Here is a 14,165-nt window from a genome sequence, read left to right on the forward strand (position 1 = left end):
AACTTCGTCCCCAATCTGTCCCCAAGCAGTTTTCGACAATAATTTATTGTTTTTAGAACACAAAAAAAGCCCCTGCTCAGCAAGGACTTCCTTCGTATGCGGTCGGAGGGATTTGAACCCTCACGCCCATTGGGCACTACCCCCTCAAGATAGCGTGTCTGCCGTTCCACCACGACCGCGCATATAAGTGATGCATAATACTATCTGCCACTCTATTGAGGATAAAGTGGTGAGCCATGTAGGACTCGAACCTACGACACCCTGATTAAAAGTCAGGTGCTCTACCAACTGAGCTAATGGCTCATGATGTGAATCTTGTTGTCAGCCCAGAAGCCGCATTCGATTCCAACAGTGAGAAAATGGTGACCCGTAGGGGATTCGAACCCCTGTTACCTCCGTGAAAGGGAGGTGTCTTAACCCCTTGACCAACGGGCCATGATTCATGCTTGTCGTTTTTGGCGACAAAAATGATTATAGCGTATACAGAGCGTAATGACAAGCTTTATTTGCAGGGAATTTCAGACAAGTAAGAACCAATCAAATAAAAAAATCCGCCGAATGCGGATCTTGATTCATCTACGGAGAGAGAGGGATTCGAACCCTCGCACCACTTACGCAGTCTAACCCCTTAGCAGAGGGTCCCCTTGAGCCACTTGGGTATCTCTCCAAAAAGAAATGGCTCCCCGAACAGGACTCGAACCTGTGACAACTCGATTAACAGTCGAGTGCTCTACCAACTGAGCTATCAGGGAATATTGTAATTAAATTATCATGAATGCGGTGCCAAGTCAAGCAGCATCAGCACTTGGGGTTACTTTTCCCGCCCGCGTCGGAATTTATTCCATGAGCAGCTTTGCTGTAACCTTATAATACCGGCCACATTTACTTCAAAACAGCTAATTCCCCCCTGTTAGTACTATGTGATATCACTAACTTTAACATTTTGGCCGCTAGTGATATGTCATATCACTAACCAGGCCATTTCCCGACATATTTACTCAACACACACGTTGCCCCCGGAAGACTGACCCGAACCTTTGCTCACCCCTGCGACTCTACCAAGCTCTGTACCAGCTTTCCTCGGCAGCGGCCGCAGCCATACTTTTTGACGTCGACTTTGCGTTTACGCATGAATTCAGTGCCGCAGCCGCTGCAAACCAGCTTATACCGGTACGGTTCCTTTCGTTTGGTACCCGGCATAGCTTGGCAAAACCGGCTTCCGCCCACCTGGGCAAGCAGCTGCTTGAAATCCGCATCCCTGTGCTGGTATCCTTTGCGCATCAGATGTAAATGATAATGGCAGAGTTCATGCTTGATGATTTTTTCTACTTCTTCTGATCCGAACATTTCGAGCTGCTTAGGGCTGATTTCAATGTTATGCGAACGCAAAAAGTACCGGCCGCCCGTAGATCGAAGCCTGGAATTAAACGTCGCTTTATGCAGGAACGGACGCCGGAATGATTCCAGAGAAACCCGCTCTACCCAAGCTTGCAGCTGCGCATTATCCATAGTCCGACCCCCCTTCTGCATTTCGCCAAAATAGGACAACTTCCTTATACACACCTACTTGAATTTTTACTAAATTATACGATACACTGTCAAGTAAGAACGTATGATGGAACCGAGGGGAGGTCAATACATGTCGAAAATGCGTTACGTAATTTTGCGGATGCAGGACCAGCTTCATTTTGTGGAAATGCCCGCCGACTATGCCTACCAACTCAGCGCTTTAAACCGCAGACTACATAAGGAAATAGACAAACTTACCGCATCTAACGTACCTATGCTGCCATACGCCGTAGCCGAATGCGAAGAGCTGGATTTCGTAGATCCTCAATATTCAACAATCAGCGGATTGGATTATATCAATGAGTTAGAGCGGACTTTTGCTTCGATAAATGAACAGTCTTACCCGCTGATCTCCCTGCTTACGGAGATTCGGGCACTGCAAGCGCAGCTTGAGCAATGGTACGAGGAGCTGGAAGATTCCTTCCGGTAACTCGTCAGCAACTTCTGCCAATAATTAGGTCGGACCTGCACGGGCTGCTGCCTATTCCCATATTCTAAAGTAAACCGTTTCACCTACGTCACCTTAGAACTGCCGGGAAGGGGAGATACCCATGCCGCAATGGCTTTGCAATCAACTGATGAGAGCCTTTTTGAAAAAAGACCGGCGCCAGATCAAACTTCTGACCGACTGCTGGTACTTCTACCGCACTAAGTCCGTCGACGCGCACAATTCGGGCGACGACAACGAATTCAAGCTGACCGGAGGGCATAACGCCCCTCAGCAGACCTAACATGAAAGGGCTGTCCAACAGGTAAATTATACCTTTCAGGACAGCCCTTTTTCAACTACTGCGGCTTTTTCATGGTAAGGCTGACACGGCCTTTCTTGAGGTCCACGCCCAGCACCCAGACGGTTACCGTATCTCCGACAGAGACGACGTCCATCGGGTGCTTAACGAATTTGTCCGCCAGCTGGGAGATATGTACCAGCCCGTCGTTCTTTACGCCGATATCGATGAAGGCTCCGAAATCGATGACGTTGCGCACCGTGCCCTGCAGCTCCATGCCGGGCACGAGGTCTTCGATTTTGAGCACATCCGTGTGAAAAATCGGCAGCGGCAGCTCTTCGCGCGGGTCTCTGCCCGGGCGCTGAAGGCTGTCCATGATGTCGCGCAGCGTCGGCACCCCGACGCCCAGTTGCGCGGCCACCGCTTCAGGCTCCAACGCCTGAAGCTTGTCCTTGAGCTCCTTGGAGCCTAGCGCCGCCAGCTCCAAGCGCAGTTCCTTGAACAACGCGTCGACGGTTTTGTACGATTCCGGATGAATCGGCGTGTTGTCGAGCGGGTTCGTGCCTTCGGCAATGCGCATGAAGCCGACGCATTGCTCGAAAGCTTTCGGCCCCAGCCGCGGTACCTTCGACAGCTGCTGGCGGCTGATGAACTTGCCGTTCTCCTCGCGGAACTTCACGATGTTCTTAGCCAGCGTTGCATTAATGCCCGACACATACGACAGCAGCGAAGGAGACGCCGTGTTCAGGTCTACGCCTACATGGTTAACGGCAGACTCTACGACCGCCTTCAGGCTCTCCTCCAGGCGCTTCTGCACCACGTCGTGCTGGTACTGCCCAACCCCGATTGCCTTCGGATCGATCTTCACCAGCTCGGCCAGCGGGTCCTGCAGCCTGCGCGCGATGGAAATCGCGCTCCGCTCCGCTACATCCAGCGTCGGGAACTCGTCCTGCGCGATCTTTGAAGCGGAGTACACGCTTGCGCCCGCCTCGCTGACGATCAAATATTTCAGCTCACGGCCCTTCACCTTGCGGATCACATCGGCAACGAACTGCTCCGTTTCCCGGGAAGCGGTGCCGTTCCCGATAACAATCAGCTCGATATCGTATTTATCGATCAGCTCCAGGAACTTTTTCTCGGCCTCCGCCACCTTATTGTTAGGCGGCGTAGGGTAAGTGACGGCGATCTCGAGCATTTTGCCCGTATCGTCGACGACCGCTAGCTTACAGCCGGTCCGGTAAGCCGGGTCCACGCCCAGTACGACTTTGCCCTTAATCGGCGCCTGAAGCAGCAAATTCCGCAGATTCTCCGCAAAAATCTGAATCGCATGCTCCTCTGCCTTTTCCGTCAGCTCATTGCGTACTTCACGCTCAATGGATGGCGCAATCAGGCGCTTATAAGCATCCTCTACGACAGCAAGCAGATAGGACTTCGTCACGGATTCCCCGCGAATCAACTGACGCGCCATAAATTCATGGATCCGCTCCACGGGCACCGTCAAGCTTACCTTCAACACATCTTCGCGCTCTCCGCGGTTGATCGCCAGCGTCCGGTGCGGCGGCAGCCGCTTCACCGGCTCCTGGTAAGCGTAGTACATCTCATACACCGACTCCGCCGAGCTGTCCTTCGCCTCCGTCACCACAATCCCGTGGTCCGTCGTATACCGGCGGACCCAAGCCCGCACCTTCGCGTCATCGGCAGCGCTCTCCGCGATAATATCCATCGCGCCCTGCAGCGCAGCTTCAGCGCTCTCCACCCCGCGGGCCTCGTCCACGAACTTCGCGGCCTCGGCCTCAACAGACCCGCTCCGCGGCTGCGACAGCAGCCAATCCGCGAGCGGTTCCAATCCGCGCTCCTTCGCAATGCTCGCGCGCGTCTTCCGTTTCTGCCGGTACGGCCGGTACAAGTCCTCGACCTCCTGCAGCTTCACCGCCTGCACGATCTGGCCGCGCAGCTCGTCCGTCAGCTTCCCCTGCTCTTCGATCAGGCGAAGCACTTCCTGCTTGCGATCCTCCAGGTTCCGCAAATACTGCATCCGCTCTTCAATGGAGCGCAGCTGGTTCTCATCCAGCTCCCCCGTCATTTCCTTCCGGTACCTCGCGATAAAAGGAATCGTGTTCCCCTCATCCAACAGGTCCACCGTCGTGCGCACCTGCTTCAGCGACAGCTGGAGCTCCCCGGTCATCTGCTTGATAATGCGCTCTCTCACCAGCGCGGGATCTTCCGTTACGATGGATTGTTGTTCCGACATATGAATCATCCCTTTTCTCCAAAATTTATGTATTCACGAAAACCTGCCTAAGCCTATTTATTGAACGCCGCTGCGCGTCCCCGCCGCAGGGGCGCGAAACGTGAAGAACCGATGCCCGGCATAATTGATTACTGTGTAAATGCCTGTGCCGATCAATACCGCCAGCTCTTTGCCAAGCGTTTCCTTCAGCCCCAGCCCCTTCAGCACAACCTCGGCCAATTTTAAGCTGACTCCGTACGACACGAAGTAGCACACGAGAATAACCAGGATGAATTTCCCGAAGCTGCGCCCGACATGAGCCGTGGACTGAAACGTAAATCTCCGGTTCAAAATATAGCTCACCACAGCCCCCGCACCATTCCCCAGAAACGTGGAAACCCAGTAGCCCGTCCCGATTCCGTTCAAAAACAGATACGTTGCGCCAAGCCCCACCATCGTGTTCAGCACCCCGACCATGAGAAACCTGGTAAACGAATGCCCCGCCAGTTTTTTGATCATCCGACTCCCCCATTTTTACAAGAACAGCAATCTATATTCTACCATACTCTAAAAATCAAAAAAACGAGAAGCCTCGTCAGCCCCCCGTTCCCGTTGATCTTATTTTAAAATTCTATCAATCCGACGCTGATCTGCAGCGATTCATCCACCTTGCGCATCGTTTCCTCGTCCAGATGGGTGATTTTGTCGGTCAGCCGTTGTTTGTCAATCGTCCGGATTTGTTCCAGCAAAATAACCGAGTCTCGGTCGAACCCGTGCGTTTCCGCTTCGATTTCCACGTGCGTCGGCAGCTTCGCCTTCTGAATCTGGGCGGTAATTGCCGCTACGATGACCGTGGGACTGAACCGGTTCCCTATATCGTTCTGTATGACCAGCACCGGGCGTACGCCGCCCTGCTCGGACCCGACCACCGGTGAGAGGTCGGCAAAAAACACATCGCCGCGTTTAACGATCAATGGTTACACCCCGCTAACTAAGCGGTCAAGAATGCTGTCGGCATCTTCCTCCGCATAGAACGCTTCCGATGCCATATTCAGGTTGATTTTTGCCATTTCCATGTAGCCGCGCTGCATGGATTCACGAAGCTGCCTCTTCTTGCGCTCGGTAAGGTACAGTTTCATTGCCTGACGGATAAATTCACTCCGGTTCGAATTTTCTTTCTCCACGATCCCATCGACCTCCTGTAGTAAATAATCCGGCAAACTAATCATGATCCTCTTCGTGTTATGCATATTGGACACTGATTCCGCACCCCCAAAACATTTCCAAAACCGTTACTACCATTATGTCGTGCGCCAAGCAAAATTATACAAGAGTAAATATATGCGCATCGTGTATCAACTATGATGTATCCGCCTGCAAAACCTTTCTTGCAATACATTCAACACCAAGCGACAAATTCCTCTTCATACGCAAAAAATTCACCCTGGAAACTTCCTCCATCCGCCTCGTTACCGAAGCGAATTTCTTACTGCCGCCGCTTTACCGCCGCGCAAAAACACCCTGGGAACGCGGTTCGCTACCATACAGGTCAGCTCGTAATTAATCGTCCCCAGATGCAGGGCGATTTCTTCGGCGGAAATGCATGCATCCCCTTGGGTTCCCATAATGACAGCTTCTTCGCCGACGCGTAAGCTGGCCTTCACTTCCTCGGGAAGTCCGGTGAGATTCACCATGCACTGGTCCATACAAATGCGGCCTACCACAGGGAGCTTATGTCCCCGGATGAGCGCCTCCGCTTTGCCTGTCGCCATCCGGCTGAAGCCGTCGGCGTAACCGACAGGAAGCGTGCCGATCAACGCCTCTCCGTCCGTGTGGTAGATCGTGCCGTAGCTGATCCCTGAACCGGGAGGAAGCGTCTTGATGTGAGTCAGCGCAGTCTTGAAACTCATGACAGGCTTCAATTTCACTTTGTTCTTATCGACCTCTTCGGAAGGATAAAGGCCATACATGGCAATGCCGAGCCGCACCATCGAGCAGCTGAGTTCCGGCAGGTCGATACCCGCGGCGCTGTTGCCTGCGTGGATCAGCGGAATCCGGATCCCCTTCGCTTCGAGCTCGTCGATGACCTGCTTGAACTTGGCATATTGGCTGTACGTGTATTCTTTGTCCGCTTCATCCGCGGAAGCAAAGTGCGTAAACAGCCCTTCTACCATGATCTCGGGAATCGAGACCGCTTTCTCTACAAAAGGAACAGCCTCTCCGTCCGCAAGCACGCCAAGCCTGCCCATCCCGGTATCCACCTTCAAGTGGACCTTTAGCGGGCGCTCGGCGGAAGCAAGCTTTGCAGCGGCCGTAAGCAAGTCTTCGTGAAACACATTTAATGTAATGTTATGCTCCAGCGCAGCAGGTATACCTTCCGGCGGGGTGTACCCCAACACCAGAATCGGCACTTGGACCCCTGCATTGCGGAGTTCGATCGCTTCGTCGAGAAATGCAACGCCCGCGTAGTCAATGCCCCACCGCTCCGCGGCACGGGCGATCCCTACGGCGCCATGGCCGTATGCGTTCGCTTTCACGGAAGCAAGAATCTTTTGGCCGGGCAATATAGTCCGTCTGAATTCATTCAAATTATGGTCCAAGGCGTCTAAGTCGATCTCCACCCTGGTCTGCCGGTAATAATCTTCCACAACAACCGTCCACCTTTGTTACGATGCCTGCACTCGTTTGGAATCAATATCCCTATGTTAGCGGTTAGGTGGCAGCCGTGTCAATGAACCGGGCATAACCATCATCTAGCAATCCGCAGGCAAAATGGCGCAAAGAAGCGGAGCACACGCGCGCCCCGCCCCGCTTTTTCGATTTCTCATTGTACTACAAAACTGCTTGCTGCGGCCGAAGCTGTTACTTGCCAATTTCACCCTGTACGGACTGGGCGATGCGAATCATGTCATCGTCAGTCAGTTCGCCCGAGGACAGGCGGAACTCTGAACCGTTATGAGTCCAGATAAGTGTCCTCATGTCCGTGCCTGTCAGGACGCCGAAAGTGTAGCCAAGATCTAGTAATTTGCCCGGTACCGAAGTAACCGTATGGTCCTGCGGTACAGTTTGGATCAACGTATAGTTATACTCGCCTGTGTAGCGCATCATAACTGCGTTGTTTTCGCCCAGCTTGATCTGGGACTCGTCTTTCTTCACTACGCCCTCAGGCAGGTACTCGGGCTCCAGAACCGCCATGGATTGAGCGGTTTTGTCCGGTTTCGATGCTTGGCCGTCCTCTTCGCCTGCAGAAGTACCTTGACCTTCGTCCGCTTTTGAAGTTGCATCATCGTTTTTGTCGGACGGAGTTCCTTCCTCGTTACCTTTTGCCGCATCATCAGCTTTGCCTTGCGTGTCATCAGCATCTTGCGGGGAATCGCCGTCTTCCTCGGATGCATTGCCGCTCGGATCTTTAGCAGGCGCATCGCTGTTCTCTGCGTTCGGATCTTTGGCCGGCGCGTCACTGTTCTCCGCGTTTGGATCGTCAGCCTGGTTGTCTGCGCTGCTGCCGGCAGCTGCGTTGTTTCCTTTGCCGTCCTGTTCCCCGGCGACGACAGGCTCTGTTCCTTCGTTCTCCTCTTCCAGCGTCGGAATCGACTCCAGCGAAGAAGCCGTCATGTTGCGCTGCATGCTGAACGAGTCTTTCTCAAACTTTTTGCCGAAATCGAACTGGTTGAAATTCACTTCCACCACCACGTTGGCGTTGGCATCGGAAACTTGGACTTTTTGCGGTGCATAGTTCTTTTTATCCAGCCAGATTTTCTGGCGCGCCAGGGAACCGTTCTGGTAATTCGCTACTACATCAAACATATAATATTCTTTATCCGAGGCGAATTGGCGGGTTTGGTCCATCAGGATGCTTTGGACAAGCGTCTGGTAGAGGTACACCTGTCCTTGATTTTCCGGCCAGTTGCTTTGGAACCGGAAGCTTTTGTTCAGATGCGGCGTCAAAACGAACACCCCGTCGTCGTTGCGGAGCACGATTTGGGAAATATCTTTTTTCTCATTGGTCAAAGAAATCCGGTAATAGTGCGGCTGCTGGTACCATACTTCCACGTTGTACTCCTGAGGCTGCTGCCCCGTATACAGTTTCATCGTTCCGGACCCTTGGTAGCTGTCCAGCTTCTTTGCTTTGCCTTCCAGGTCTTTCACTACCCCTGACGCGTCTTTTGTTCCGCATGCTGCCAAAAACACGGACACGCACATCACCATGGCCAAAATCCAGGCGACCTTCCGCATAACATCATCCCCTTACCAGTAATGGTTTCACAACTGATAACATGTCTATGAGGGAACTTGGACAATTATGCAGACTAGCATGACAAGCGTGACAAGCCAAAAAGAAACCGCCCGCAAGGTGACTTGCGGGCGGTTGTGGGTGGGCGGTACAGCACGGTGCGGTGGTGCGGGTGTGCGTCACGGGCTGGGTATGCGGCACGACATGGTGGCAAGGCACGGCATGCGTACGTGGCGCAGCACGGCACGACGGCACGGTGCAAACAGCCAGCACGGTGCGGGCGGCGGGGGTGGCAAGCGCCGGGCGATGCGGGCGGACGTGGGGCCAACCGGCGGTTCAAGCGGGCTATTTGCCTCTTACCAGGTCGCTCCCTTCCGGTCCCCGATTTTTCCGCAGCTGCTCCCCCGTAAAAATTAAGGGGAAAAGGTTATCTATTTATCCCTTTTTCATGCCAAAAATGAATTTTAGCGGATAAAACTTCCTTTAATACCAGAAAAACATCAACATTCAGCGAAAATCTGGAGTAATAAGTAACCTTTTTTCCTCTAACTGACTTTTGCTACCAATTTCCCAGAAATTAGAAGTAATTTGTTCCGCTAATCCCCCATGCTCCCCGCATGCTGCCATTCAACATACCCAGAGACGGCATTACTCGCCCGCCAGCCAGCCGGCCATCGCTTTGGAGAAGTGCTGTTCGCCGGCTTTGGAGCGATGTAACCAGTCGATGAAGTCGGCTGGTCCATAAACCGTATCCCCGGCGTTAAAGTCCTGGAATTTCACATTGTCCAATCCGTCAAAAAGGTCCTTCATCTTAGCGTTATAGGCCTTCAAATCCGCTTCGGACAACGCGGTATGTTTGCTGATTTCCGATGTCAGATAAGGAGGAATGTATAAGTAAAATTGCTGTTCCGGCCGTGCTGCGATCAGCTCCCGGAGACTGGTTAGCTGCTTTTTCAATTGAGGGTCGAGTTCGGCTTTACGGGTGAACAGCTCCTTGCCCCGGGCAATGCGTCCTTTGATGCGGTCTTTTGGCTGCTGGGCATAAGATGGATAAGCCAAGTCCAACAGGTCTGCGTCTTTCACCCATTCGCGCCGCAAATGGTTCAGCGCGTCCGCGTAGGCCGGCACGTCCGCTTGCAAAAGCTCTTCAAACCCGGTAAACGTCTTAGGTGTGCCTCCCCAAAAGCTTTGAAGCTCAACAATTACTTTCGGGCGGTCGACTCCCTGCAGCGCTTTTTCCATGAACGGAACAAGTTGAGCGGCTGTGAAGCCCGGCACCCCCAGATTATAGGAGGCATGTCCCGTAAGCTGCTGCACTTTGGCAGGCAGGGTTTCAGCCTTGCCCAAGTAAGACCCGTACGTGGTCGAATCTCCAAAAAACAAATACGATTCCTTACTTTGATTTTGCCGGATATAAGAAACCCATGGCGGTAAATCGCTCAGGATCGTCTGGTAAGGGAGGGTTATGCGGTAACCTGACAATTGATCGGCTGGGGTCACAGAGTTCCCTTTCCGGTTGCTGCGGATGGTAACGACACGCGTTTTGGGGTCGTAGCCCACATAAGCCCCCATGGACTCACTGACGAAACGCAGCGGCACCAGTGTCGCCCCCTTTGTGACACGACCGGGTTCCGAGCCCAGCTGAAGTGTCCAACCGTTCTTAATAGCGGTCTTTTGGCCAATGGTGTATTGGATTTCCAGCTGATCTCGCACAGCCGTTACGGTTCTAGTGGAGTTGTTGTACAATACTCCCGCGCCCAGAGCCTCAAAAATTTTGCGCATAGGCACAAGTGTAGTTCCGTTGAATACAGCCGGCGGCACATCGAAGGCCAGCTTTTGGCCATCCAGGATGACGGAGGGCTGCGGTACAGCAGCTTCCGCTTGCCGGCCTGCCGGAAGGCTGCCTAAGCTGCCCGCACTAAGTGACAGCAGCAGCGCCAAGGCAGCGCCGGGCACGATCCAGCGGGAACGGGAACGGTTCTGAAGAAATGGTTGTTTCTCCATGATCTTTCACTCCTTTGCAGGGATATGCAGAATCTGTAAGAACGCCAAAAAACATTCCTCTTATTCTAACATACGAAAGTAGAGGAATGTTTCATGGCCGTGCTATTTTCATCGACTTCTCATCTAACTACTTTTTGCCCTTAGCAGCGCCTTTTCCGGTAATATTTACATCACTTGAGCCTAAGAACCGGATTCCGTCCGCATAACCGCTCAAATAACCGACCGTATCTCCTATTTGTAAATTTGTATCTTGAAAGCTAAAATGGTACACCTTGTCAGGAATACCGTCCCCGTTCTTATCTTCAACCGACGCGTGGGCAGGGGCCGCACCGCCGTAAGCTGCATTTCCGAAACGGACCGTACTGTCGTCAATGCGTGTTACATCGAATGTAGAGGTACCGAACACGGCAACCGGAATTTTCCCTTTCGAGTTCGCGCCGTAGCTGCTCGGATCGCTGCCAGGCTTAATGTCTATCTGCACGGGTACGATGCACGGGTATTTCACTTCCAGCTTGGAGTAATCTACGGCGAAACTGTCCTGCGGAGCCGATGATGCATTCGTCATAACGACCTTGAGTTCATGATCCTTCAGCTGGCTGATTACGTCCGTGCTTAATTGAAATACCGTAATAGCAGCCGTCTGATTGTAAACTTGGTCAAAAGCATCGGCAATCTCCACACCGTCCGCATAAAGCTTCAGATCATAAGAAGTACCGCCGTCTTGTACATTAAACGAACGGATCGTTAATGCAGCGTATGTAATTTGAGCACCTTGAGGAACGAATACCTTATGAGTCCACGATTTCGGGGCCGTATTCCAGATGTCGAAATCGCCGTCATCCGGTTCATGGGTCACATCCCAGCAGCAGGTCTGCCGACCAAAGTTGTCTTCGTCTCCTACTAAGCTGATACAGGAGCAGGAATCGCCTTGCGGCTCCGACTGTGCCTGCGCCGTGCTTAAAGGAAGCAGCAGAAGCGTAGTGCAGAGCAGCCAGGGCATTACTTTTTTGAACATAAAGCTTTCCCCCCAAATGAAAATATATTCTTCACAAAGAACATTATAGTTCTCAATAAAGAACAAGTCAATCGGGAATAGATGAGATGTATTACCTGAAATAGGCTTGCTCTTCTCCTGAAAAAGCTCTACTCTTCCAACTCTACTCTAGTTAATTTACGGTTCGCAGCGCTGAACCAGGCAAACGGGTGCGCCACCCGGTAACATTCGACAGCTTGTCCGCGCAAGACTTCGCGGATCGCTTCTTCCACCAGCGGCTTCACGACCCGCGTGCAGCCGTTGAAGATAACGGCCGGCTTATACGCCGCCAGCCGCGCCGCAAAATCGCTGCGGACCGCTTCCTGCGTCCACAGCGCCTTCCACACATTGTCGCGCAATGCGCCGTACAATGGCTTGCTGAGCGTCCCGCCATGCACCGCATGCAGGGACGTCTGGTACTGAACCGGGTTCGCCACAATCACCCGGTACATCACATCGCGCCCGGAGGGCGCAAGCCCCTCGGCCACAGCGGCGAGAAAACGGTCCATATGCTCGCCCGTTTTCCCGTTTGCCGGCCGCACCGGCTCAACCCGGGCTATCCGCCTTACAGCGTCAGCCCGGTCCCTAACAACAGGGATCTTTACCGGATCCCCATTCTCATCCAAATACAGATACTCGTCATTATGCGGAGATTCCATGAGAACTAGAAGCGTTGGACGGGTGTCCTCCCCCATTCCCCCGGCAGGGCTTGCATCCTGAGGAAGTCTGACCGCCTCCCAACTCTCCGTATTTGCTATATACCTCAAATCATACCTGTACACATCCGGCACCCGCATCTCATCTGCAAAAAGCCCGGCAACCCGGCCTCCCTGATAATATGCATTCTCGGATAACTCCGCTATTGTTTCTATCACGGCAGTATTCTGCTCTCTAGTAAAGTTAAATTCCAATTCAACCGAATGGACGGTCACGGCATTTCCTCTCCCTTATGCGGTACTAATCCATTTCATAGATCGTTCCGGACTTGCTGGCAAACAGTTCGGCATACACTTTTTCGGCATAAGCATCCGTCATCCCCGACAAATAGTCCGCCACAAAACGCGGCCAACTCCACACCGATTTATGGCGTTCGTAATTGTTGATCCAATCCGGCGGAATGATCAGGCGTCCGTGCTCTTCTACCTTAAAGCTGTCCCATAACCCGCGGATCATGATTTCGCTCCGTTTTTGCAGACGCTGCACCCGGAAATCCTTAATCAGCGTTACCCACGCAAGCTTTTTCAGAATCTCCATGGTCCGAAGCAGCTCGATATCCTCTTGCCCGTCCTTCATGAACGTCACGCGCTTCCAGCTTCGGCCCCCGTCGTCAATAATGCCCACACGCCCGGCAAAGGTGCTGACCCAGCGGGCTTTCATTTCTCTGCGCGTACGCGACGGTTCCTGCCCCGCCTTCTGATAAATCTCTTCCCATTGATCGAGATAAGAGGCAAGCACTTGCTTGACCATTGCTTTGATATCCACCTGATCCCAGCCGACTTCCAAATTCCCCTGGTCGTTCACAATCTCCCACACGATATGCTCCGCCAAGCTTTCATTCTCGAAAAAAGTCCGGTTCATCTGGATTTTGCCCGCCCTGATGCCGTCCTCGATATCGTGGGTGGAGTAGGCGATGTCATCGCTCAGATCCATCAGCTGCGCCTCCAGCGTCGAACAGCCCTTCGGCATGTTCCACCGGTCGCGCAAATACCCGATGCCTTCCCATTCCCCGGGATATACCCCCTTCAAGCGCCCCGGCTCCTTCAACGAATAAGGATATTTGTTAATGCCTAGCAGAACGGCCGCCGTTAAGTCCAGGCCGCTGTCACTGCCCGCGCGCTTCTCCAGGAACATCAGGATGCGGAAATTCTGGGCATTGCCCTCATATGGCAGTCCGTGCTCCTCCATCAGCAGATGATTTAAAACTTCTTCCCCTTTATGTCCAAAAGGCGGATGCCCTAAGTCATGCGCAATTGCCGCGCATTCCACTACGGACGGATCCATCATTAATCCGGGGTGCTCTTTTTTTGCTAAAAAAGGATACTGCTTCTGCATACGACGGGCCACTTCGCGGGCAACCTGCGACACTTCCAGCGAGTGCGTCAGCCTGGTCCGGTAATAATCCCCTGTTCCTGCGCCGAACACCTGCGATTTCCCCTGCAGTCTCCGGAACGCCGGCGATTGAATCAGTCTCGCGTAATCCCGTTCCACTTCGTCGCGCTCTTCGCTGAACGGGCTTAGGGTGGATTCGTCGAGCCGTAGTTTGCGTAAATCCATGCCGGTGCCCCTCCTTGTACTTTTTGTTCTATAGTATGTAACTTCAGGTTCCACATCATCATGAATTGGAAAAATTGTAGCATAACCCAATCC

13 protein-coding genes and 5 tRNA genes are annotated in these 14,165 nt (G+C 52.9%); 2 read left to right on the forward strand and 16 right to left on the reverse strand.

The window, feature by feature from the left end; all coding sequences use genetic code 11:
* Nucleotides 1-97: 97 nt before the first annotated feature.
* From ACFSUF_RS02095 to ACFSUF_RS02120, 6 genes are all read right to left on the reverse strand, one after another.
* Nucleotides 98-179: transfer RNA gene (locus ACFSUF_RS02095), tRNA-Leu, on the reverse strand.
* Between the two features lie 48 nt (nt 180-227).
* Nucleotides 228-303, reverse strand: a tRNA-Lys gene (locus ACFSUF_RS02100).
* Between the two features lie 57 nt (nt 304-360).
* Nucleotides 361-435: transfer RNA gene (locus ACFSUF_RS02105), tRNA-Glu, on the reverse strand.
* A 144-nt stretch (nt 436-579) separates the two neighbouring features.
* Nucleotides 580-667 (reverse strand) — tRNA-Ser (locus ACFSUF_RS02110).
* A 9-nt stretch (nt 668-676) separates the two neighbouring features.
* A tRNA-Asn gene (locus ACFSUF_RS02115) sits at nt 677-752 on the reverse strand.
* A 289-nt stretch (nt 753-1,041) separates the two neighbouring features.
* A complete protein-coding gene (locus ACFSUF_RS02120; RefSeq protein WP_377599623.1) occupies nt 1,042-1,509 on the reverse strand; it encodes a SprT family protein in 468 nt (155 codons plus the stop codon).
* 130 nt (nt 1,510-1,639) lie between these two features.
* Here ACFSUF_RS02120 and ACFSUF_RS02125 point away from each other — a divergent pair, with 130 nt between their 5' ends.
* On the forward strand, nt 1,640-1,999 hold the full coding sequence (locus tag ACFSUF_RS02125) for a hydrolase/acyltransferase (RefSeq protein WP_377599624.1): 360 nt from the start codon (nt 1,640-1,642) through the stop codon (nt 1,997-1,999).
* A 121-nt stretch (nt 2,000-2,120) separates the two neighbouring features.
* Nucleotides 2,121-2,300, forward strand: a complete 180-nt coding sequence (gene cmpA / locus ACFSUF_RS02130; RefSeq protein WP_377599626.1) for a cortex morphogenetic protein CmpA — start codon at nt 2,121-2,123, stop codon at nt 2,298-2,300.
* A gap of 55 nt (nt 2,301-2,355) precedes the next feature.
* Here cmpA and ACFSUF_RS02135 read toward each other — a convergent pair whose 3' ends face one another.
* The 10 genes from ACFSUF_RS02135 to ACFSUF_RS02180 all read right to left on the reverse strand — a co-directional run bounded on the left by ACFSUF_RS02135 (nt 2,356) and on the right by ACFSUF_RS02180 (nt 14,072).
* A complete protein-coding gene (locus ACFSUF_RS02135; protein ID WP_377599628.1) occupies nt 2,356-4,548 on the reverse strand; it encodes a Tex family protein in 2,193 nt (730 codons plus the stop codon).
* Between the two features lie 57 nt (nt 4,549-4,605).
* Nucleotides 4,606-5,046, reverse strand: a complete 441-nt coding sequence (locus tag ACFSUF_RS02140; protein ID WP_377599630.1) for a GtrA family protein — start codon at nt 5,044-5,046, stop codon at nt 4,606-4,608.
* A 104-nt stretch (nt 5,047-5,150) separates the two neighbouring features.
* On the reverse strand, nt 5,151-5,501 hold the full coding sequence (locus ACFSUF_RS02145) for a type II toxin-antitoxin system PemK/MazF family toxin (RefSeq protein WP_377599632.1): 351 nt from the start codon (nt 5,499-5,501) through the stop codon (nt 5,151-5,153).
* Between the two features lie 3 nt (nt 5,502-5,504).
* On the reverse strand, nt 5,505-5,786 hold the full coding sequence (locus ACFSUF_RS02150; protein WP_377599633.1) for a CopG family ribbon-helix-helix protein: 282 nt from the start codon (nt 5,784-5,786) through the stop codon (nt 5,505-5,507).
* A 210-nt stretch (nt 5,787-5,996) separates the two neighbouring features.
* Nucleotides 5,997-7,175, reverse strand: a complete 1,179-nt coding sequence (alr, locus tag ACFSUF_RS02155) for an alanine racemase (protein ID WP_377599636.1) — start codon at nt 7,173-7,175, stop codon at nt 5,997-5,999.
* A 214-nt stretch (nt 7,176-7,389) separates the two neighbouring features.
* Nucleotides 7,390-8,763 carry an outer membrane lipoprotein carrier protein LolA gene (locus tag ACFSUF_RS02160; protein WP_377599638.1) on the reverse strand — a complete coding sequence of 458 codons (1,374 nt, stop codon included), beginning with the start codon at nt 8,761-8,763 and terminating at the stop codon, nt 7,390-7,392.
* Nucleotides 8,764-9,409: 646 nt separating this feature from the next.
* The gene (locus ACFSUF_RS02165) at nt 9,410-10,765 is read right to left on the reverse strand and encodes a stalk domain-containing protein (protein ID WP_377599641.1); all 1,356 of its coding nucleotides are present in this window, start codon (nt 10,763-10,765) and stop codon (nt 9,410-9,412) included.
* Between the two features lie 127 nt (nt 10,766-10,892).
* On the reverse strand, nt 10,893-11,780 hold the full coding sequence (locus ACFSUF_RS02170) for a hypothetical protein (protein ID WP_377599643.1): 888 nt from the start codon (nt 11,778-11,780) through the stop codon (nt 10,893-10,895).
* Nucleotides 11,781-11,908: 128 nt separating this feature from the next.
* Nucleotides 11,909-12,730: a hypothetical protein gene (locus ACFSUF_RS02175; RefSeq protein WP_377599645.1), complete on the reverse strand. Its 822-nt coding sequence runs from the start codon at nt 12,728-12,730 to the stop codon at nt 11,909-11,911.
* 25 nt (nt 12,731-12,755) lie between these two features.
* On the reverse strand, nt 12,756-14,072 hold the full coding sequence (locus ACFSUF_RS02180; protein ID WP_377599647.1) for a deoxyguanosinetriphosphate triphosphohydrolase family protein: 1,317 nt from the start codon (nt 14,070-14,072) through the stop codon (nt 12,756-12,758).
* Nucleotides 14,073-14,165 lie beyond the last annotated feature (93 nt).

This window comes from Paenibacillus gansuensis, assembly GCF_042684925.1.
GTDB lineage: Bacteria > Bacillota > Bacilli > Paenibacillales > DY6 > Paenibacillus_N > Paenibacillus_N gansuensis.

What these genes read in the sequence shown, in the direction of transcription:
- ACFSUF_RS02120 (WP_377599623.1), bottom strand. Translation starts at nt 1,509, where the DNA reads ATGGATAATGCGCAGCTGCAAGCTTGGGTAGAGCGGGTTTCTCTGGAA.
- ACFSUF_RS02125 (WP_377599624.1), top strand. Translation starts at nt 1,640, where the DNA reads ATGTCGAAAATGCGTTACGTAATTTTGCGGATGCAGGACCAGCTTCAT.
- cmpA (WP_377599626.1), top strand. Translation starts at nt 2,121, where the DNA reads ATGCCGCAATGGCTTTGCAATCAACTGATGAGAGCCTTTTTGAAAAAA.
- ACFSUF_RS02135 (WP_377599628.1), bottom strand. Translation starts at nt 4,548, where the DNA reads ATGTCGGAACAACAATCCATCGTAACGGAAGATCCCGCGCTGGTGAGA.
- ACFSUF_RS02140 (WP_377599630.1), bottom strand. Translation starts at nt 5,046, where the DNA reads ATGATCAAAAAACTGGCGGGGCATTCGTTTACCAGGTTTCTCATGGTC.
- ACFSUF_RS02160 (WP_377599638.1), bottom strand. Translation starts at nt 8,763, where the DNA reads ATGCGGAAGGTCGCCTGGATTTTGGCCATGGTGATGTGCGTGTCCGTG.
- ACFSUF_RS02165 (WP_377599641.1), bottom strand. Translation starts at nt 10,765, where the DNA reads ATGGAGAAACAACCATTTCTTCAGAACCGTTCCCGTTCCCGCTGGATC.
- ACFSUF_RS02170 (WP_377599643.1), bottom strand. Translation starts at nt 11,780, where the DNA reads ATGTTCAAAAAAGTAATGCCCTGGCTGCTCTGCACTACGCTTCTGCTG.
- ACFSUF_RS02180 (WP_377599647.1), bottom strand. Translation starts at nt 14,072, where the DNA reads ATGGATTTACGCAAACTACGGCTCGACGAATCCACCCTAAGCCCGTTC.